Source organism: Pararhizobium sp. IMCC3301, from assembly GCF_030758315.1.
Lineage (GTDB): Bacteria > Pseudomonadota > Alphaproteobacteria > Rhizobiales.
This window is the reverse complement of sequence record NZ_CP132336.1, coordinates 4,436,270-4,455,427: the sequence shown is the minus strand read 5'-3', so window position 1 is coordinate 4,455,427 and position 19,158 is coordinate 4,436,270. Positions and strand designations below refer to the sequence as shown.

Sequence of the window (19,158 nt, the reverse complement as noted above, 5' to 3'; positions counted from 1 at the left end):
CTATATATCCGGCCTGGAACCGCCGCAACACAGCACTGCAAGCAATGAAAATTCACGCATAAGGAGATTTGCCATGAAACGTCTCAAGGACAAGGTTGCCCTGATTACCGGTGGCGCGGCCGGCATCGGGCTGGAAACGGCCAGGCTGTTCCTGAACGAAGGGGCCCGCGTTGCGCTGGTCGATCTGAAAAAACGCGATCTGGAGAGGGTCGCGAGCGAACTTGACGGCCTTGGCGATGTTCTCACCATTGCCGCCGATGTGTCGCAGGCCGACGACACTGCACGATATGTGAAAGAGACTGTGGAACGGTTCGGACGCATTGACGTGTTCTTCAACAATGCCGGCATCGAAGGCAAGGTTGCGCCACTGGTCGATCAGAAGCTCGACGATTTCGACCGGGTTATGGCCGTCAATGTGCGCGGCGCCTTTTTGGGGCTTCAGCATGTTCTGCCGGTGATGACCGGCCGCAAATCCGGCAGCATCATCAACATGTCCTCCATTGCCGGGCTGAAGGGCAGCCCCAACGTGGCGCCCTATATCACATCGAAACATGCGGTCGTCGGCCTGACCCGCGCCGCCGCAATCGAAGCCGCTCCGTATGGCGTGCGGGTCAATTCCGTCCACCCCTCGCCCGTCAACACCCGTATGATGCGTTCGCTCGAAGACGGGTTCAGTCCGGGTCACGGCGAGGCGGTGAAACAGCAACTTGCGTCGACGATTCCGCTCGGCCGCTATGGTGAAAGCGCAGATATTGCCAAACTTGTCCTGTTCCTCGCCTCGGACGACTCCGCTTTCATTACAGGTGCGCAATATCCAGTCGATGGCGGCATGGCCGCAGGTTGATCGCCTGCTTTCACGGCGTCTTCCTGCATTTCCCAGGCTTCTGCAAAATAACTCAGGCGCCGATAGTCAGCATCAGATCGGGTCCAAGGGTATAGGGTGGGATATCCAGATTGCGCGGCGCAGGTCCTTTGCGGATGCGGCCGGACCGGTCGTAGTGCGAGCCGTGGCAGGGGCAGAACCAGCCTCCAAAGTCTCCGATGCTGGAGCCATCCTGGCCCAGAGGAACACAGCCCAGATGGGTGCAAATTCCGATCACAACCAGCCATTCTCCAGTCTCATCTGCAGCCCGGTTCACATCGAGTGCAGGCATATCCTGACTGTTGTTGGGATTTTCGGCAGTCTTGTCGATCTGGTCGACAAGGTCATCAAGCGGTGTTGCCCGCGCCTCTGAGATCGTCTCGGGCGAGCGGCGCCAGATGAAAACTGGTTTGCCGGCCCATGTGATGGTGATCCGCGACCCCACAACCACGTCTGTCAGATCGAGAGAAATGACCGACTGGCTCAAAACGTCCGCAGCGGGGTTCATGGAATCGATCAAGGGCCAGATGGCGGCACCTATCGCGACCGCGCCTGTGGCAGCGGTTGCCAAATATAGAAAATCGCGGCGGTCACCCTTGCCGGGTTCGTCCGCGGATTGGTCAATTGTCGGGCCTGCGTCGGACATCTCGCTCTCCTTCACTTGCTGCGGGCCGGTTTCGCGACACCGTCCCTCACGGCCCCGGCCTGCCCCATGACCAGCATTCGTCAGTGACCTTCGACGCGGCAAACAGGTGCTGTGACATTCGCGTGTTCGGACAGCGCGCAGGTGCACACTCGCGCAACACATCTGGTGAACGAGGGTCTACAATTCCATGGCGGACGCTGGGCGCACCGGCGGTTCCTCGTCTGGCCAGGACACGTTCTGACGCATTATGGGAGTAGACGCTTCCTAGCGGCATCCGTTACACGTAAATAAAGCGCGCGGTCCGGCGGATACTCCCGCTTCCACGCCGGACCGATTGCGCTATTCCATAGCCCATCGAGCCCAGACCAATGACGACATTGTTCATCATACTTGTATTTCAATTACGTGTTCAGGTTGAGATCACGGCTGAGGTCCGGTCCCTGTACTGGCGGCTCATCCCGCTGGTTCTGAAAAGAAACGGGCGATGCGGGCAAAGATCGCATCATCCCGCCATAGCATCTCGTGGGTTCCGTCGATTTCTTCAAACCGGCTTCCCGGAATTCGCTGCGCCATCGCTTTCTGGGGTGCCAACGGTGCCTGTCCGTCGCTGCGCCCGCCCAGAACCAGCGTTGGAACCGCAATCCACGGTAGCCGGTCATAAGTGTCATGGGCCGCCCGCGCCGCCAGTTGCTGGCGCCGGCCGGTCGCCGCGCCAAGCTCTGCGGCAAAACCCAAGCCGGTCGCCATTTTTGCATCGATGCGGGCTTTGGCTTCCTCAGGGTGGGCCGCCTGCCACTCGGGTGTGAAGCTGAGATCCGTGATCTCCAGGCCTCTGCGCGCTCGATCTGAACCGGCCAGTGCGTCCAGCTCATGGATCGGATAGGAAGCGCCACCCTTGCCTCCTGCAGTCGTTGCCACAAGCGCCAGCCGCGTGACTCGCTCCGGCCAGCCCAGCGCCAGTTCCTGCGCCACCATGCCACCAAAGGAATATCCGGCAACACAGGCTGCCTCCCAGCCCACAGCGTCCAGAATGGCTGCGGCGTCCTGCGCGTAATCCCGCATTGTGTACGGGAGATCGGGTTTGTCGCTTTGACCCATGCCACGTTGATCGAATGTCAGCACCTCGAAATGCCGCGTGAGAGACGCTTTAAGCGGTGTGTTGGCGTTTCGCAGATCCCCGCTGCTGCCGGTCAGAAATAGCAGCCGTGGCCCCGTTCCCGCAATGCCGACCATGAATGTCAGGCGATTTGCTGATATCCGCTTCATTCCGAAAGGTCATCAAAGGGCCGCACCGGTTTGGGGTCGTGGGACGGGCGCATCTTCTTCCAGATGCGCTGCCCGGAAACAAGCACCGCGAATGCGAAAAATACCAGTGCCCAGGGCCGTTCAAAAAAGACCAGCCAGCCGCTGCTCGACAACAGCAGAGACTGGCGGAACGCCTCTTCGGCACCTGACGCCAACACGAAGGCGATGATGAAAGCGGCAGGCGAAAAATCGACCTTGCGCATGAGGTAGCCGAAAAGGCCCGCCGCACTCATGATGAAGACATCGAAAACGCTGGTGCGGGCGGAATAGGCCGACACAATGCAGGTCAGGAAGATGTAAGGATAGATCAGCCGTGGTGGCACCAGGGCAATAACATGGCCGATCAGCGGTCCGCCGTAATAGCCGATAATTCCGTACAGCACTATTCCAACCAGACCGGCCGCAAACAGCCCGAAGATCAGATCGCGCGAAGTATCGAATATGGACGGGCCGATCGGAATTCCGTGGATCAGGAAGACGCCGATCAGGATAGCGGCGATGGTGCTGCCGGGGACACCGAGTGCCAGCAGCGGGATCATGGTCGGGCCAGATACGGCGTTGTTGGCCGATTCTGGCGCTGCGACGCCCTCAACGATACCCGTACCCCACTTTTCTGGCTCCTTTGCGCGTCGTTTCTCTTCGCCGTAGGCTGCGAACCCTGCCACTGCCGAGCCAAGGCCAGGCAGAATGCCTATGAATGCACCGATCAGCGATGATCGCAGCATCACGGGGATGCAACGGCGAAATTCCGGCAGCGTGAATCTTGAAGCATCCGGATCATCGCTGATTTCACGCTCCTTCAACACACCGCCCCTGGCTACGATCTCAACCTGGATCGCCAGCTCGGAGAGGACGAAAATCCCCAGCAGCAGCGGGATCAGTGCAAGGCCCGACTGAAACTCAAGCAGCCCGAAGTCGAGCCGTGGCTCTGCCGAAATCGGATCAATTCCGATCAACGCCACAAGAATACCCAGGACCGTGCTCAGCAGCCCCTTGATAATTGAATCGCCGGTTACGGAACTGATGATGATAAAAGCCATCATATAGACCGCGAAATATTCCGGAGGACCGAATTGTTGCGTTACCGAGGCAATGGCGACGGCACCGAAAATCAGGATCAGCTCGCCAACGGTATCGCCGAATACGGACGCTATGCTTGCCGTCTTAAGCGCCTTGCCAGCCTGGCCCCGCCTGGTCATCGGATAGCCGTCAATCAGCGTCGCTGCTGACGCCGCAGTACCAGGAGTATTGAACAGAATGGCCGAGATTGATCCGCCGAAGCGGCCGGATTTTCCGATCACGTACAGAAATGCCAGGGCCGTCAGCGGGTCCAGATAGAAGGTCACGGGAACCAGCATGGCGATAGCGGCAGCCGCAGTCAGTCCCGGTATCGCGCCAACGATGACACCAACAAGGGCCGCGAGAAACACAAAGGCCACAGCGGTCGGGTTGCTGAACAGGTAAACGAAGCCGTTGAGAATATCCATTTGCCCGCTCCTACCAGGTCAGGAAACCGGAGATGTCCAGGATCGTGCCCGGCGGATCATAGATACCCATCCCCTTGATGAAAGCGATGTAGAAGATCAGCGAACCTGCAGTGGAATTGACGAGGGTCAGGGCCAGCGAATTTGCGTAGAGCCGGAACACCAGCAGCGCGGCGACAAATGTCGCCACAAGATATCCGAACCAAACCATCATCTGCCCATAGAGAACAGCAGCAAGGATGAGAGGCCCGGCCTGTAAAAACAGGCTGCGTATGCTTATATGGTCGTCTCCAGCCAGTTCGGTCCCTGCCACCCCGTCTGCGTGAAAATCAAAATACAGCTGCACGCCAGCCAGACCGATTGCCGACATCGCGATGATCAACGGCACCAGCCTGGGGCCGATGGAATCGCTCGCTCCCACAGGAATAGCCCAGGCCTGCCAAAGGAAGACCAGACCGACAACCAGCGCCAGCAACACAGTTATGAAATCGATTTTCCGGTCCATGACAATTCTTTCAGTCTGATGCCGCCCTTGTCCCGCAGCGGCCAACACACGGACCGCTGCGGAAGCGTTCATCACTTCAGTTTGGGAAGGATTCTGCGGACGTTTTCAAGGATGGCACCGGCCTGTGCTGCGGTCTCGGATTGCGGCACCACGGCGATTGGAAATTGCAGCTTTTCCATAGCTTCACGGTAGGCGTCGCTGGTTTCAGCCTCTGCGACAGCAGATGCAAGGATTTTCAACACATCTTCCGGGGTTCCGGCCGGAGCCAAAATGCCGACCGGGCTGTCGATGGCGATGTAGTCGATGCCCAGTTCACCTGCGGCCGGCACGCTCTTGTCGATCAATTCTTGCTTCGACCCGCGCAAAACCCCGAGGATGCGCATCTTTTCGCCGAAATTCATGCTGGCATTCATGTTCTGGATGCCGAAATCAACCTGACCGCCAATAATGGCGAGGCGCGCTTTCGCCGTCCCGCTGAATGGCACCGCCTGCACTTCCAGACCGTTGGCCTCGATGAATCCGACACCAGAGGCCATGAACGCCGATCCGGCACCGCCATGGGCCCAGCGCAATTCGCCCGGCCGCGCCTTGGCGTCGTCAAGCAGATCCTGCAGCGTCTGGTAGGGGCTTTCGACAGGAACTGCAATGGCGGGCACCAGACGCGTGGTTGTGCCTGCCTGAACGAAATCGGTGTCAACTCCAAGTTCCGACTTTTCCAATTCCCGCGCCAGAATCATCGTGCCCACTGAACCATACCAAAGAGTGTATCCGTCCGGTCGGCTGTCGGCCACGAATTTGGCCGCAATCATGCTGGCGGCACCAGGTTTGTTGACGACGACAACGGGTTTGCCGAGAACATTGCGCAGGTGTACCGCCAAGGCGCGACCGGTCAGATCGGTGCCGCCTCCTGCGGAAAATCCGATTACAAGGTTGATTGGCTTTTCAGGGTATTCAGCGAGGGCGGGAGCGGTTGCGAAACCGGCCAGGGCAATCATCGTGCCCGCCAGAATTTGTGTGGCGCTTCTGCGATTCAATCTATGCTTCATTTTTAATTCCTCCTCCTGGAAGCTGCTACCTCACTGTTTTTAAGAAGCGGAATGAGGCGGCCCCGCTTCGCATTAATTCAACCGTTTTTTGCTGTGCCGGACGGACGTTCTCTGGTCCACTCGATTTGCGGAATCTCGACTTTGGGCGACGGCGGCCAGCCGTCGCCGCGCTGCGAGTTCAAACTGCGGTGCGGTGCCCAGGAGTAGTCCCGGTCAGGTTTGCCGACAAGCGCCCCGTCCTCAATCCAGTCCAGATCGACGCCGTACATTTCGGAAATCAGGATTTGCTGAAGCCGCTGCAGCGTGTCGGCATGTTCCGGCTGGCGTGCAACATCGGACATTTCGTGCGGGTCATCGATCATGTCGAAAAGCTGGCAATGATCGCCAACCGGATAATAGATCAGCTTGTGATGGCCGTCGCGGATCATGCGGCTGGAATGATCGTCCTCGCCGCATTCCCCGTAAATGTGCCCGCGCTGCGCCGTGCCAACCATGGAGACGCCATCGACCGTATCGGGTGCGTCGATGTCGCACAGGTCAAGAAGCGTCGGCATCACATCGGCAAACGTCACCAGACGCTCGTCAATCACACCCTCTCCTGCTTTCTGATTGCCCTTGTTGGGCGACAGAATCATCGGGATATTCGCAGAACTTTCGTAAAACACCCGCTTTGCCGCCATATCGTGGTTACCCAGCATATCGCCGTGATCGGAAGTAAACATCACGATGGTGTTGTCGAGCAATCCTTCCAGACGCAGCGTGCCGATCAGATAACGGATCTGATAGTCGATCTGGGTACACAGTGCATAGAAAGCCTTCTTTGCCGCCATCAGCTGGTCATGAGTGTAGAGATTTGTGCGGCTCAGCAATGCTGAAATGGCGAAGGGCAAGTCATCGGGGTTCCTGGCCCAATCGCCGATATAGGGCTGTTCCAGCTCAACGTCGCGATAGAGTTCGAGAAACGCCTGCGGTGGCACCAGCGGCGGATGTGGATGGCGGAAGCCCAGATACCAGAAGGACGGTTTGCCCGGATCGCGCCGCTTGATTGTGCGCGCCATGTTGCGGCCGGCCCATGCCGTGGCGTGATGTTCTTCAGCCAGGTGCCAGGGGCGCCAGTTATACTGATTGTTCGACATACCGTGGTCGAATTGACGTCCTGCCAGCCCCTGATCGCCGAGGTAAATATCATAATCGTCGAGTGTGCCCCATTGCGGCCGGCCCTCGTCATCCAGCAGGACGCTGTCAAAACCAATCCGGTCACGTTGCGGATGGACGTGAAGTTTGCCGACCGCATCCGCCTGATAGCCGGCATCGCGAAACGCCTGTGCCATCGTGGTGACATCGGGCATGCGCAGATCGTCCCTGAAAACACGGTCGCCGTGGGATTTCGGGCTCATTCCGGTCATCAGGGTGCGGCGCGCGGGAATACAGACCGGGCATTCCGAATAGGCGTTGGTATAGCGCGTACCGCAGGCCGACAATTCATTCAGTCCAGGGGTCAGGATCGAGGAATTGCCAGCAAATCCCAGATGTTCCGCCGCCCAGTGATCGGCTACGATCAACAGGACGTTCGGTCTGTTATCTTCCACGGTAAACTCCTCCCAGGCAACGTCATCCATTGCAGCCAACCTACCCCAGTCAAAAAATAAACCAAATGAAGGTTCTTTGGTTTATCATTCCATATTGGAATGTATTTTGCAGGGAATATGACTATGTCGAATCGACTTGGATTGCGCCAACTCAGAGCGTTTCACGCAGTCATGGTCACAGGCAGCGTAACTGTTGCCGCCACTCGGCTGAATCTAACCCAGCCGGCCATCAGCAAGCAGATTTCTGCTCTTGAACATGCTGTCGGATTGCGGCTTTTTAACCGCCGCAGCGGGCGTGCAACAACACCTACGCAGCAGGGAATTGAATTCTTTCGCACAATCGAGCCGACCATTGCAGGGCTCGACGAGATCGAGACCATCGCCCGCGATATCGGCAATCAAGCCCGTCGGCGCCTGCGCATCGCGGCCACTCCACCCTTGATCAACAGCGCACCGTTGATGGCAGCGATTGCGCGGTTTATGGAACGGGAGCCCGACGCCCGGCTGGCACTTGAGCCAAGGCACAGACTCGATATTGAAGACTGGGTCGCTGCCCGGCACATCGATCTTGCTCTTGCGCTTTTGCCGACAAAACATCCTGCCCTGAAAACGATCCCACTGGTCGAAACCCAAGTGGTAGCCGTCATGACCAAAGGCCACCGCCTTGCACGGGAGCGGGTCATCACACCTGAGCTCATCGACGGTGAAGTCCTTATTCTTCCCAGTCGTCAACCTTTGCGCACTCGCATTGATGCGGAGTTGAAACGGATCGGACGGGAAGTGTCCGTGTCAATCGAATCGTCCTCCGCGATCACCTGCTGCCGGATGGCAGCCGCCGGGCTTGGCATTGCTGTGTGCGATCCGTTCAGCGCAACGGCGTTCCCGTCTGACGATGTGGTCACACGGGAATGGACGCCACAGGTCAGTCTGACCTATGGCGCCCTGGTGAACAAGGAGCAGGAAATGGAACCCGCCACATCTGCCTTGTTGGAGGCGGTCAGTGCCGAATTCGCCCGGTTCCGTGGCATTGCGGCGCAACGACCACAGTGAATCACCTGCGACTTACACATCGTAGACCAGGCGAAACCCGTGATGCGATGTGGAACTGTCGGGCGATGTGCCGCTGCGCGCTGCGATCCGATAACGGTAGCAATAGCTTGCGTGGCACAGGAATGACCCGCCCTTGCTCAGCTTGAAGCCATGCTTGCCGACATGGGCCTGTTGCACGGATTTCTTCAGTGACTGCACCTTGAAGGGTTGCGACGTCCACTCCCAGACGTTTCCGACCATGTTGTAAAGGCCGAAGCCGTTCGGCTCGAAGGAGCGGGCCGGCGCAGTGCCGAAGAATCCATCGAGGGTCAGGTTCGTCTTTGGAAAGACACCCTGCCAGATGTTGCAGGGAAAGAAATCCTCGTCGTTCGGCTCATGGTCGCCCCAGGGAAAACGGACATCGCCCAATCCGCCGCGCGCTGCATGTTCCCACTCGGCTTCAGTTGGCAATCGGCCACCGGCCCAACTGGCAAAGGCATTCGCGTCATTCCAGCTCACATGCACCACGGGGTGTTCGGGGTCACAGGCGTCTTCGCTTCCCGGGCCATAAATGCATCGCCAACTGGTGCCTTGCAGTGGCTGCCACCAAGGAGCGACCGCCACGCGTGGCCCATCCGGCGCATCCTTCGGCAGCAACGCTTCGAAAACGAAGGAATCGCCGAGGGTTTCGGCTTCTGTCCTGTAGCCGGTCTGCTCAACAAATTCGCGAAAGCGCGCGTTGGTCACGGCGGCGCCGTCGATGCGGAACGGCTTTATTGATCTAGTTCGCAAAGGTGCCTCACCGTCGATGGGTAGTTCGGGCGAGTTGGTGCCAAGGTGGCCTTGCCCGCCGGGAATGTCGACGATACCGGATCGGGACACTCCAGGTGCCGCAGCAAAAGCAATGGGATGCTCAGACGGCTGCATTCTGTCGGTCTTACGCGGTGGAGCGCCGCAGCAAGGGGAATGTTCAGGCAATGACGCGCCGCCGCGCTCTGTCTTCAGAGGCTGCGGCGAGCGTTTCGTGGCCCATTGTGAGATCTCGCCGGGTTTCGTCATGTCAGCCCGCCGCCCGTTCTTTCAACGCGGTTTCGATATTGTTGATCGCGTTGTTGAGGTGATTGCGCAACGCGGCTGCGGCGGCGTGCCCATCACGGGCCAGTAATGCGTCGACAATATCCTGATGTTTGCGCATCTGCATCTCCCGGTTGGCATGGCGCTGAGACGACACAAACCGTGCCCGCCAGAGCCGGGCATTATACTGGTTATGCGTCTCCTGCAACGGTGGATTGTGAGCCGCGGCAACGATGGCCCGGTGGAAATCCATATCCAGGCCAAACAACGCCAACCGATTGTCGCTTTCAGCCAAATCGACCATGCGTTTTTGAATGGATGCGATGTGGTCGAGTTCCTTATCGGATGCCAACAGACAGGCCTGTTCCCCCGCCAGGCCTTCCAGTGTGCCCTGGATCATAAGCCATTGGGACAGTGTTTTCATCGACGGATCTGCAACACGCGGGCGGCGGGTTTCGGTATATTCCACAAGCCCGTCGGCTTCGAGCTGCTTGATCGCCTCGCGCACCGGCGTCCGGCTGGTGCCAAGGATTTCCGACAATTCGCGCTCGTTGAGAGCCAGTCCCGGCGGCAGTTTTTCAAGCAAGATCAAATCGCGCAATTTGTCGACGACTTCTTCTGAAAGGCTGCGCCGCCGCAGCGCAAGCGAATCCTCTTCCACCAGATCCCGCAGCGAACCGGGTCCATCCGGCCGCATCACACAGCCCTCCTGACATACAGTTGGCGCCACGGATGCACATGCGAGCAACAATAAGTTCGGATATTTAACATTGCTCTTTCATTCTCCATTTGCCGCGCGTCCGTCAAGAAATTGTCGAATCGTCACCCTCTGCAGTCAAGCTCGCCTTGCAGACATTGTTTCCGTAGCGTCCATGGCTTTCCCTACCATGGCTACTCCGTGATCTGGAAATGCTCAAGGTGCTTGTCAGAGATAGTGATGCCGAGGCCCGGCTTGTCATCATCAAGCTGCAGGAATCCGTCCACTGCTTCAGGATCGCCTTCAAAAATATAATAAAACAGCTCATTGCCGACCTCGACATCAAACACAGGAAAATACTCGCTGATCGGACAATTCACATTTGCCATGGTGAGGTGATAATTGTGCATCTGTCCCGCATGCGGGATGACCGGCACCTGAAACGCCTCGGCGATGGCGTTGATCTTCTGCGCAGCGGTAATGCCACCGACGCGGTTGGTGTCATATTGCAACACACTGACTGCGCCGCTGCGGATCAGATCGGCGCAACCGATGACGGAAAATTCGTGTTCGCCGCCGGAAATCGGAACTATGTTCATGGCATTCAGCGTGGCATAGCCGTGGACGTCGTCGGCAATGACAGGTTCTTCCAGCCAACGCGGCTCATATTTCGCCAGCTTGGGAAGCATCCGCCTGGCGTAGTCGAGGTTCCAGCCCATATAGCATTCAAGCATGAGGTCGTTGTCGTAGCCGATCACCTCGCGCACAGCTTCAACCCGCTTCAGGTTTTCGCGCATGCCAGCCATGCCGTCCCCGGGTCCATACCCGAACCGGGATTTGTAGGCAGTATATCCGTTCTTCATCGCCGCTTCAGCCTCGCGCTGCATGTCCTCAACAGGGCCGGCATAGAGTTTGGAGTAATAGACCGGGATCTTTTCCTTGGTGCGACCGCCGAGCAATTTGAAGACCGGTTTGCCGGTGAGCTTGCCCATCAGGTCCCAGATTGCGATGTCGATTGCCGAAATCGCCGTCATGCCGATGCCCTTGCGCCCCCAGGCGTGGGTGCGGCGGTACATCTTTTCCCAGATGTAAGCGTAGTCGAACGGGTCCTCGCCAATGACAAGAGGCGCGTACCAGTCGTCTATGGCTTTTTTGACGACGGTCGGAGCGAGTGCCGCGTTGCCGATGCCAATTGTTCCGTCCTCGGTCTCGACCTCGCAGGTCAGCCACTGGTGAAATCGGAACGAAGACATCGCATCACCCTTCATCCACAATGCGTCCGAAGCATTGGTACAGAAATTCCCGGAGGGCGGTACTGTGGGCCCGGTCCAATTCCACACACGGGTGCGAACAGATTTGATTGCGGTCATATCGGTGTCTCTTCAGGTTCCGGCGCCAAATATTGGTGGCCTGTTAAAAGGTAACTTGATTTAGTATACCAAATGCCGTATACCAAATGCAACCGGAACCTTTAATTTCGGTCGAACCAATTTGAACAACCCACACATCTACCCATAGGGGGAGGACTAATGCTAAACAATATCAGGAAGTTGGCGCTTCTCGGCCTTGCCGCAACATTCGCTATCCAGGCGATTCCCGAACGTGCCGTGGCTCAGGATTTTCCGAATGGGCCTATTGAAGTGATCAACAATTCACGTCCCGGCGGCGGTTCGGACATCTTTCTGCGCTTTGCGACGGAAAAGGCCGGCGAAATCCTCGGCACCGATTTCATCCATATGTCGAAAACCGGCGGAGTTGCGACAAACACCCTGAAATATGTCAGCGGCAAACCTGCTGACGGGCAGACACTTTTCATCGTCAATGCAGGAACACTGCTGACGATCATGCGCGGCACGGTGGATCTGTCCTTCGATGATATTGTTCCGCTGGCGCGCGGCACGATTGATCCCAACTATATTGTCGTGAAGGCGGGAAAATATGCCGATGCCGCCGCATTTATCGACGCGGCCAAGAGCGGCCCGGTCAAACAGGGCGGAACCAATGTCGGCGGAAACCCGCATGTGGAGGCACTTTTGATGAGCAAAGAAATCGGCATGAACAAGCAAGTCTATGTGCCATTCGAGAAGTCCGGTGAAATTGTCATCAATTTGGTCAACGGAAACCTTGATGTCGCTCTGTTGAACTTGGACGAGTTCGAGTCGCAGTGGAAGGCCGGTGAAGTCGTACCTCTGGCGGTTCTGACCGAAGAAAGAGTCGATTCATCGCCCGACGTGCCGACCGGCCATGAGGTCGGCCTTGATCTCGACCTGGCCACGGTTCGCGGTATTGGCGTTCTGAAGGGCACGCCGCAGCCGGTGGTAGACCAGTTGGAAGCCGCGCTGATCGAATCCATGAATTCCGAGGGCTACCTGAAATATCTCGAAGGTGCCGGTCAGACTTCCGCCAGCATCGCCGGAAGCGAGGTTTTTGCCAAGCAGCTGGTTCGCCTGAATGCAGGATACCAGGCTGTAGCCGAAGAGCTGCGCCTGATTTCCAAATAGTCGAAGCCTGATCCGTCCCGTTTCACATGGGGCGGATCAACAAACAGGTTTTAGAGATGGCTGGGCCTGTCGCGGGCCAATGAGGCGATCTGGAAATGGGGAGGGTAACTTGATGTCATCTGAACAAAAAACTGCCAATGGCACCGGGCGAGCAGTCGACAAGGAATTGTTGTTTGAGTCGCTGTTTGTCATGGCTTTCGCCGCGTTCCTCTTCGGCGTCACCTATACGTTCGAAGAAGTGCCTCCAATTCTCGCCCAGGGTATCCAGCCAACGGTGTTTCCCCGGGCTGTAATTTTCGTGATGTTCCTACTCGCAGTGTTTCAGGCACTGAAGGCGATCCGGCTGAAGCCTGCGGAAGCTGAGGCGCTGAAACCGCACAAGCGCATCGCCAGAATCGTTTACCTGACCGGCCTGGTGCTAATCGGCTTTCTCATGCTGATGCCGCTCATCGGCACCTTTCCGACGCTGATCCTGTTCTGTCCGGGCCTGGCGTTTTTGTGGGGAGAACGTCGCTGGCTGTTGATGGGGCTCAGCTTCGGCGGCTTTCTGGCCTTCGTCTATCTGCTGTTTGTCGTTCTGCTCAACGTTCCCCTGCCCTGAGGCAGCATTTTCGAAAGGTCGAGACATGGACTCCCTCATGATGGTCATCCAGTTTTTGCTGGACCCTTACAACATCGTTCTGATCATCGTTGGCACATTCGTCGGCGTGATTGTCGGCGCCCTGCCCGGCCTCGGATCAGTGATCCTGATCGCGCTGCTACTGCCCTTTGTCGTGCGCATGGAGCCAGTCACCGGCATCGCACTCACCGGAATCGTCTATTGTGCGACGATCTATGGCGGCTCAATTACGGCTATTCTCATCAACACGCCCGGAACCGCAGCAGCAGCGGCCACCACATTCGACGGCTATCCGCTGGCACAACGCGGTGAGGCCGGCCGCGCGCTTGGTATCGCGACTTTTTCAAGCGCCATTGCGGGGATCATGGGGATCATCGTGATGGTCATCGCGACTCCGCTGCTGGCACGACTGGCCTATAATTTCGGGCCTGCGGAGTATTTTGCACTGGCAATCTTCGGCATGTCGATGCTGGCTTCTATCAGCGGTCAATCAGTGTTCAAGAACCTGATCGGCGGCGCCTTCGGCGTTCTGCTGGCGATCGTTGGAACCGACATCGCCACTGGAATTGAACGCTTTACCTTCAACCAGGCCGACCTTGCCGAGGGCATTGCGCCGGTGCAGATGATGATCGGCATTTTTGCCGGCGGCGAGTTGCTGCGTCAGGCCACTCTGGCTGGTCAGACGCGGAACCTGATTGCAGATGCCGTGGCAAAGCTGCCCTCGATAGAGGATTTCAAACGCATCTGGAAAACCATCCTGCGCGGCACTGGCATTGGCGTATTCATCGGCATTCTGCCGGCTGAAGGCGGTACGGTTGCCGCGATGATCGCCTATAATGAGGAACGGCGCTGGTCAAAAAACAAGGCCGAATTCGGCAAAGGCGCAATCGAAGGTATCGCCGCTCCAGAATCCGCCAACAACGCGGCGACCGGCGGTACGATGGTTCCGACACTGGCGCTGGGCATTCCCGGCGGCGGTTCGACCGCGATTATCCTGACGGCAATGCTGATCCTTGGTCTGCGGCCTGGCCCGCAATTGTTCGTCGAGCAGCCAGACCTTCTGGCCGGCCTCTTCGCTGCGATGCTTGGTGCCAATATCTGTTTTCTGGTATTCGGCATGTTGGGTGCCAAATATTTCAGCAAGATCACGCTGATTCCAACGACGATCCTGTGGCCGATGGTTTTTGTGCTGGCAGCGCTCGGTGCCTACAGCCTGCAACAGAGCATGTTCGATGTCTGGCTGATGTTGATCTTCTCGTTCCTCGGATACTTCATGAAGCGCCATGGCTACGCTCCGGCACCGATCGTCATGGGGCTGATCCTCGGCGGGCTGATCGAGACCTCGCTGAAGCAGTCCTTCCTGATTTATGACGGCAACCTGTTCGTGATCCTGCAACAACCGATCGCGCTGGTGTTCCTGGCACTCTCGGTGCTGGGGATCGCAATGCCGTTCATTACCAGGGCAATTGGCTCGATCCGCGAGCGGCAGGCAGCTATGATAGGAGGCGATGATGACTGATACGCCGGTAATTTTCACGACGCTCGGCGACGCCGGGGGAATCGGTCCGGAACTCGTAGCCAGATCGTTGACGCACAAGGACATCACGCAAGGTGTCAAACGTCTGATCGTGGGGCCGCGCGCGCTCTACGAATCCGGCTGCAAGGTGGCCGGCACCGAGCCGGATCTGACCACCTTCGACAGCGTCGAAGAGGCCATCAACGACCCCTGCCCCATCGCTCTGGTTGACTGTAACCCGACTGATTTTGCTGGCGTCGGCTTTGGCGAAAGCAGCAAGGCGGCCGGTACGCTTGACCTGGCGCTCGGCCGCTATGCCGCAGATCTTTACAAGGACGGTATCATCGACGGTTTCGTCTTCGCGCCTGTCAACAAGGTTTCCCTGAAAATGGGCGGATCGAATTTCGAAGGCTACAAAGCCTATATCGCCGACTATATGGGTGAAACGGGGCCTGCTGCCGAGATCAACACAATTGGACATCTGTGGACGACGCGCGTCTCCTCGCACGTGTCCATCGCCGAGGTGCCCAGCTATATCACACGCGAAAACGTCCTCAGGATCATACGGTATTTCGACCGTGAGCTCAGGCGTTTTGGCTACGACAACCCGAAGATCGCGGTTTCCGGCCTGAACCCGCACAATGGCGATGGCGGCATGTTCGGGCGCGAGGAAATCGATGCCATCGGCCCCGCTGTTGAAGACGCCAGACAACACCAGATCAACGTTGCCGGTCCCTATCCGCCGGACACGATCTTTCTGACCGTCCGGCAGGAAGACTATCTCGGCGTTGTCTCAATGTATCACGACCAGTGCCAGATCGCGACGAAGTTGATGGGGTTTGACGAAGGCGTCACCTATTTCGGCGGTCTGCCCTATCCGATCACCACCCCGGCCCACGGCACAGCCTATGACATTGCCGGCAGTGGAAAAGCCTCGGAGACGCCGATGGTCAACGCTCTGAAACTGATGCGCCGCGCCGCGCTGACTGCCAAGGGGATGCCAGTATGACCGAACAGCCCAACATTCTTCTGATTGAAGCCGACCAATTGACGGCTTTCGTGCTGTCGATCTACCGGCCCGGTGGCCAGGCCATGACACCAAACCTTGACGCTTTGGCGCGTGACGGCGTGGTGTTCGAAAATGCCTATTCGAACTCGCCATTGTGTTGTCCTTCGCGGGCCTCGAAGTTCTCCGGCCGACAGCCATCAAGCCATGAAGTCTGGGGCAACGGCGCAGAATTTCGCTCCGAAATCCCGACGATGATGCATTTCCTGCGCTCTGCAGGATACCGTTGTGTGGTCTCGGGCAAATGTCACTTCATCGGTGCCGATCAGCTTCATGGCTTCGACAAGCGGCTGACGACGGACATGTATCCGTCCGGTTTCGACTGGACCATCGACTGGTCCAAAGGGCCCGAACACCGGCTCGGAACATCAACCAAGAAACTCGAAGTCAGCGGCCTTTGCAGAACCAATAACCAGCTTCTCTATGACGCCGAAGTGCAGTTCCGTGCCCTTGAATTTCTCCGCCACGAGGCGCTGGCCCAGCCGGAGCAACCCTTCTTCCTGCATGTTTCCTACACCCAGCCGCATGAGGCTTATCAGTCGATCCCGGACTATTGGGACCGTTATGAGGGTGTCGAGATATCATTGCCGGAAATTCCCGAGGACGCCGATCCGCACCCCACGACAGAGTGGCTGAAAATCCATCACGGGATCGACCAATACCCGCCCGACGAGGAAACCATAAAGCTGTCGCGCCGCGCCTATTATGCGATGATCAGCCATCTCGACGATTATCTGGGAGAGTTGGTGGCAGAGCTGAAGCATCTCGGCCTTTATGACGACACAGTGATTGTCTTCACCAGTGATCACGGCGACATGCTGGGCGAGCGCGGCATGTGGTTCAAACGCACTTTCTACGAAGGCTCGCTGCAGGTGCCGATGATCTTTCATGCCCCCGGCCGGTTCCAGCCGGGACGGGTCACCGAATGTGTCACACTTGCCGATCTTTGCCCGACACTGGCTGAACTTGGCGGTGCCAAAGCGGACTCTGACCGCTATGGCAGCGCTGACAGCGCCAGTTTCCTCAGTCTGCTGACCGGTGAAGGTGACAGCCGCAAGGATGAGGCAATCTCGGAATATTTCGGCCCGGGCGTCATCGAGCCCTGGCTCTGCATCCGCAGGGGCGACTGGAAATATGTCTGGACCCGCAACCACGCGGATGTTTTGTTCAATATTGCCGACGATCCGGCTGAACAGCACGATCTGACCGGCGATCCTGCCCATGCCGGCATCAAGGATGAACTGTGCGCGCGTCTTCTTGACCGCTACGACGTCGAAACGGTGACGGCGCGTGCAGTCGACAGCAAGAAAACCCGCATGTTTCTTCACAGCGCATTAGAGGGCAGCGAAGGCTATCATTGGGACTATCAGCCGATTTTCGACGCAACCCGGCAGTATGTCCGTGGCATCAACAGTCCGAGCACGGCTTGAAACGTCAAACATTCCATTTGGAACTGACCGCGTAACAAACATTCAATTGGGAACTTTTTGCTGCGCTGTTAAACTACCTTGCATCAGCCAGACCGGTTAGGTGAGCCAAATAAAGCGAGGGCAAATTGTCTGTCAAAAAACCCAACATTCTGATGATCTATGCTGACCAGATGCGGTATGACTGTATGGGCTGCTCGGGCAATCCGGACGTCAAGACGCCGCATCTCGACCGGCTCGCCAATCAAGGCGTGATGTTTGAAAACGCCTATACTTCTTATCCGCTTTGCACGCCATTCCGGGCCTCGCTGCTGACCGGAAAATATGCCCATCAGGCCGGTCTGTATTCCAATCATTTCCCGATCAGTGCCGACCAGCCATCGCTCGCACCCTGTCTCAACGACAGCGGCTACAGTTCTGGTTATATTGGTAAATGGCATCTTTTTGGCGGCCCCAAACCCGGCTTTGTTCCACCCGGCCCCGACCGCATGGGATTTGACCACTTCGTCGGCTACAATCGCGGTCATCAGTATATGGATGCGGTGTACTATCGCGACACCGACCAGCCCTATCATTGCAAACGTTACGAGCCGGATTTTCAGACCGACCACACCATCGAATTCATGGAGAAAGTCGCCGGGTCGGGCGGTGATGATCCGTTCTACGCCTATGTCTGCTTCGGCCCGCCGCATTTCCCGATGGACATGCCGGAGCATTGGCGCACGATGTATGACCCGGACAAGGTCAGACTGCCCATGGGCACACCCAATCCCGAGTTGCAGAAACGGCGGGCGCAGGAGCGGACCGCGCTGGATTATGACGGCGACGGGCGGTTTGGCGAGCGCAGCAAGGCCGACAAGTTCGAGGGTATGGACCCGGAGATCGAAACAGAATGGCAGATCCGTAAATTCACCGCCGAATATTACGGCATGATCTCCAATGTCGATTACAATGTCGGCCGGTTGCTGAACTGGCTGGATGCAAACGGGCTGGCTGACGACACCATTGTCATCTTCTTTTCAGATCATGGAGACATGCTGGGCCAGCACGGTTCTTATTGCGGGATCAAGCGTCAGGCCTACCGCACATCGGCGCATGTGCCGCTGTTCATCCGCTATCCTGCCCGTTTTGCCCCTGGCAAACGCGTGACCTCACTTGTCGATGTGGCGGTGGATACGATGCCGACGATCCTTGAAACCTGCGGCATCGCCATTCCCGATGGGGTGCAGGGGACGAGTTACCTGCCGCTGCTTGAGGGCAGCAGCGATGCACCGACCCGTGACCATGTCCAGTTTGAATTGATGAAGGCCGATTTCGGCGGCCGCAGCGAACGCCATGTGAAGCCGGAGCGCGGCATCCGCACCAGGGAATGGCTTTATGTGCGCAAACAGGACCGGCCGCTCTATCTGTTCGACCAGACCAACGACCCGGACGAGACCAACAATCTGGTCAACGATCCGGCCTATGCCGCCATTCAGGCCGAGCTGGATGCACGGGTCCTGAAAAACATGGCAGAAACCGGCGATGCGTGGGAGCTTGAAATGCAGTTCCCGCCCCCCGGCTACATGACCCACAAGGATGCGCACCGCTACCTGCTTGAAGACGTCAAACCACGGGCCATCGAAGTTCCCTAGCAAAAGATCAGCAATATCCTCCCAGGACTGGCGGCGCGCGGCTATCACTGCCGCGTGCCGCTCGCTTTCGGTGTGCCAATTTGTGCAACTGCCGTTCGACGCCGGGTGGCGGAACCAGTTGATCGAAGTCAATGCACAAGAGATACAAACCTTGTTTT

At 57.7% G+C, this 19,158-nt stretch carries 17 protein-coding genes; 8 read left to right on the top strand and 9 right to left on the bottom strand.

From position 1 onward, the window contains the following. Positions 1-73: 73 nt before the first annotated feature. Entirely contained in the window at positions 74-844 is a 771-nt protein-coding gene (locus RAL88_RS21140) for an SDR family NAD(P)-dependent oxidoreductase (RefSeq protein ID WP_306266182.1), read from the top strand. A 52-nt stretch (positions 845-896) separates the two neighbouring features. Here RAL88_RS21140 and petA read toward each other — a convergent pair whose 3' ends face one another. The 6 genes from petA to RAL88_RS21110 form a co-directional block, all read right to left on the bottom strand. Next, positions 897-1,508 (bottom strand): ubiquinol-cytochrome c reductase iron-sulfur subunit, encoded by a 612-nt coding sequence (gene petA / locus RAL88_RS21135; RefSeq protein WP_306266181.1) that lies wholly within the window; start codon positions 1,506-1,508, stop codon positions 897-899. A 453-nt stretch (positions 1,509-1,961) separates the two neighbouring features. After that, positions 1,962-2,774 (bottom strand): alpha/beta fold hydrolase, encoded by an 813-nt coding sequence (locus tag RAL88_RS21130; RefSeq protein ID WP_306266180.1) that lies wholly within the window; start codon positions 2,772-2,774, stop codon positions 1,962-1,964. Beyond that, positions 2,771-4,300 carry a tripartite tricarboxylate transporter permease gene (locus RAL88_RS21125; RefSeq protein ID WP_306266179.1) on the bottom strand — a complete coding sequence of 510 codons (1,530 nt, stop codon included), beginning with the start codon at positions 4,298-4,300 and terminating at the stop codon, positions 2,771-2,773. The genes RAL88_RS21130 and RAL88_RS21125 overlap by 4 nt, the downstream gene beginning before the upstream one ends. 10 nt (positions 4,301-4,310) lie before the next feature. Next, positions 4,311-4,802 carry a tripartite tricarboxylate transporter TctB family protein gene (locus RAL88_RS21120; RefSeq protein WP_306266178.1) on the bottom strand — a complete coding sequence of 164 codons (492 nt, stop codon included), beginning with the start codon at positions 4,800-4,802 and terminating at the stop codon, positions 4,311-4,313. Between the two features lie 71 nt (positions 4,803-4,873). After that, complete coding sequence (locus RAL88_RS21115) at positions 4,874-5,848, bottom strand: tripartite tricarboxylate transporter substrate binding protein (RefSeq protein ID WP_306266177.1); 975 nt, start codon at positions 5,846-5,848, stop codon at positions 4,874-4,876. 77 nt (positions 5,849-5,925) lie between these two features. Continuing rightward, positions 5,926-7,437: a sulfatase-like hydrolase/transferase gene (locus RAL88_RS21110; RefSeq protein WP_306266176.1), complete on the bottom strand. Its 1,512-nt coding sequence runs from the start codon at positions 7,435-7,437 to the stop codon at positions 5,926-5,928. Positions 7,438-7,560: 123 nt separating this feature from the next. Here RAL88_RS21110 and RAL88_RS21105 point away from each other — a divergent pair, with 123 nt between their 5' ends. After that, on the top strand, positions 7,561-8,487 hold the full coding sequence (locus RAL88_RS21105) for a LysR family transcriptional regulator (RefSeq protein ID WP_306266175.1): 927 nt from the start codon (positions 7,561-7,563) through the stop codon (positions 8,485-8,487). A gap of 12 nt (positions 8,488-8,499) precedes the next feature. Here the strand turns inward: RAL88_RS21105 and RAL88_RS21100 are convergent, their stop codons facing one another. The 3 genes from RAL88_RS21100 to RAL88_RS21090 all read right to left on the bottom strand — a co-directional run bounded on the left by RAL88_RS21100 (position 8,500) and on the right by RAL88_RS21090 (position 11,607). Then, on the bottom strand, positions 8,500-9,393 hold the full coding sequence (locus RAL88_RS21100) for a formylglycine-generating enzyme family protein (RefSeq protein WP_306266174.1): 894 nt from the start codon (positions 9,391-9,393) through the stop codon (positions 8,500-8,502). A 133-nt stretch (positions 9,394-9,526) separates the two neighbouring features. Then, positions 9,527-10,237, bottom strand: a complete 711-nt coding sequence (locus RAL88_RS21095) for a GntR family transcriptional regulator (protein WP_306269784.1) — start codon at positions 10,235-10,237, stop codon at positions 9,527-9,529. Positions 10,238-10,431: 194 nt separating this feature from the next. Beyond that, positions 10,432-11,607: an L-rhamnonate dehydratase gene (locus tag RAL88_RS21090; protein WP_306266173.1), complete on the bottom strand. Its 1,176-nt coding sequence runs from the start codon at positions 11,605-11,607 to the stop codon at positions 10,432-10,434. Between the two features lie 159 nt (positions 11,608-11,766). Between RAL88_RS21090 and RAL88_RS21085 the strand changes: the two genes are divergently transcribed. The 6 genes from RAL88_RS21085 to RAL88_RS21060 all read left to right on the top strand — a co-directional run bounded on the left by RAL88_RS21085 (position 11,767) and on the right by RAL88_RS21060 (position 19,000). Further along, positions 11,767-12,738: a tripartite tricarboxylate transporter substrate binding protein gene (locus RAL88_RS21085; RefSeq protein ID WP_306266172.1), complete on the top strand. Its 972-nt coding sequence runs from the start codon at positions 11,767-11,769 to the stop codon at positions 12,736-12,738. A gap of 112 nt (positions 12,739-12,850) precedes the next feature. Further along, positions 12,851-13,339, top strand: a complete 489-nt coding sequence (locus RAL88_RS21080; RefSeq protein ID WP_306266171.1) for a tripartite tricarboxylate transporter TctB family protein — start codon at positions 12,851-12,853, stop codon at positions 13,337-13,339. Positions 13,340-13,364: 25 nt separating this feature from the next. After that, positions 13,365-14,876, top strand: coding sequence for a tripartite tricarboxylate transporter permease (locus tag RAL88_RS21075; RefSeq protein WP_306266170.1), 1,512 nt, complete (start codon positions 13,365-13,367; stop codon positions 14,874-14,876). Next, a complete protein-coding gene (locus RAL88_RS21070; RefSeq protein WP_306266169.1) occupies positions 14,869-15,882 on the top strand; it encodes a PdxA family protein in 1,014 nt (337 codons plus the stop codon). Before RAL88_RS21075 ends, RAL88_RS21070 begins: the two co-directional genes overlap by 8 nt. Further along, entirely contained in the window at positions 15,879-17,369 is a 1,491-nt protein-coding gene (betC, locus tag RAL88_RS21065; protein WP_306266168.1) for a choline-sulfatase, read from the top strand. The genes RAL88_RS21070 and betC overlap by 4 nt, the downstream gene beginning before the upstream one ends. A gap of 125 nt (positions 17,370-17,494) precedes the next feature. Beyond that, positions 17,495-19,000 (top strand): sulfatase, encoded by a 1,506-nt coding sequence (locus RAL88_RS21060; protein WP_306266167.1) that lies wholly within the window; start codon positions 17,495-17,497, stop codon positions 18,998-19,000. Positions 19,001-19,158 lie beyond the last annotated feature (158 nt).

Coding starts and splice junctions, on each gene's coding strand:
- RAL88_RS21130 (WP_306266180.1), bottom strand. CDS start 2,774: ATGAAGCGGATATCAGCAAATCGCCTGACATTCATGGTCGGCATTGCG.
- betC (WP_306266168.1), top strand. CDS start 15,879: ATGACCGAACAGCCCAACATTCTTCTGATTGAAGCCGACCAATTGACG.
- RAL88_RS21100 (WP_306266174.1), bottom strand. CDS start 9,393: ATGCAGCCGTCTGAGCATCCCATTGCTTTTGCTGCGGCACCTGGAGTG.
- RAL88_RS21090 (WP_306266173.1), bottom strand. CDS start 11,607: ATGACCGCAATCAAATCTGTTCGCACCCGTGTGTGGAATTGGACCGGG.
- petA (WP_306266181.1), bottom strand. CDS start 1,508: ATGTCCGACGCAGGCCCGACAATTGACCAATCCGCGGACGAACCCGGC.
- RAL88_RS21105 (WP_306266175.1), top strand. CDS start 7,561: ATGTCGAATCGACTTGGATTGCGCCAACTCAGAGCGTTTCACGCAGTC.
- RAL88_RS21085 (WP_306266172.1), top strand. CDS start 11,767: ATGCTAAACAATATCAGGAAGTTGGCGCTTCTCGGCCTTGCCGCAACA.
- RAL88_RS21075 (WP_306266170.1), top strand. CDS start 13,365: ATGGACTCCCTCATGATGGTCATCCAGTTTTTGCTGGACCCTTACAAC.
- RAL88_RS21080 (WP_306266171.1), top strand. CDS start 12,851: ATGTCATCTGAACAAAAAACTGCCAATGGCACCGGGCGAGCAGTCGAC.
- RAL88_RS21070 (WP_306266169.1), top strand. CDS start 14,869: ATGACTGATACGCCGGTAATTTTCACGACGCTCGGCGACGCCGGGGGA.
- RAL88_RS21095 (WP_306269784.1), bottom strand. CDS start 10,237: ATGCGGCCGGATGGACCCGGTTCGCTGCGGGATCTGGTGGAAGAGGAT.
- RAL88_RS21140 (WP_306266182.1), top strand. CDS start 74: ATGAAACGTCTCAAGGACAAGGTTGCCCTGATTACCGGTGGCGCGGCC.
- RAL88_RS21115 (WP_306266177.1), bottom strand. CDS start 5,848: ATGAAGCATAGATTGAATCGCAGAAGCGCCACACAAATTCTGGCGGGC.
- RAL88_RS21120 (WP_306266178.1), bottom strand. CDS start 4,802: ATGGACCGGAAAATCGATTTCATAACTGTGTTGCTGGCGCTGGTTGTC.
- RAL88_RS21125 (WP_306266179.1), bottom strand. CDS start 4,300: ATGGATATTCTCAACGGCTTCGTTTACCTGTTCAGCAACCCGACCGCT.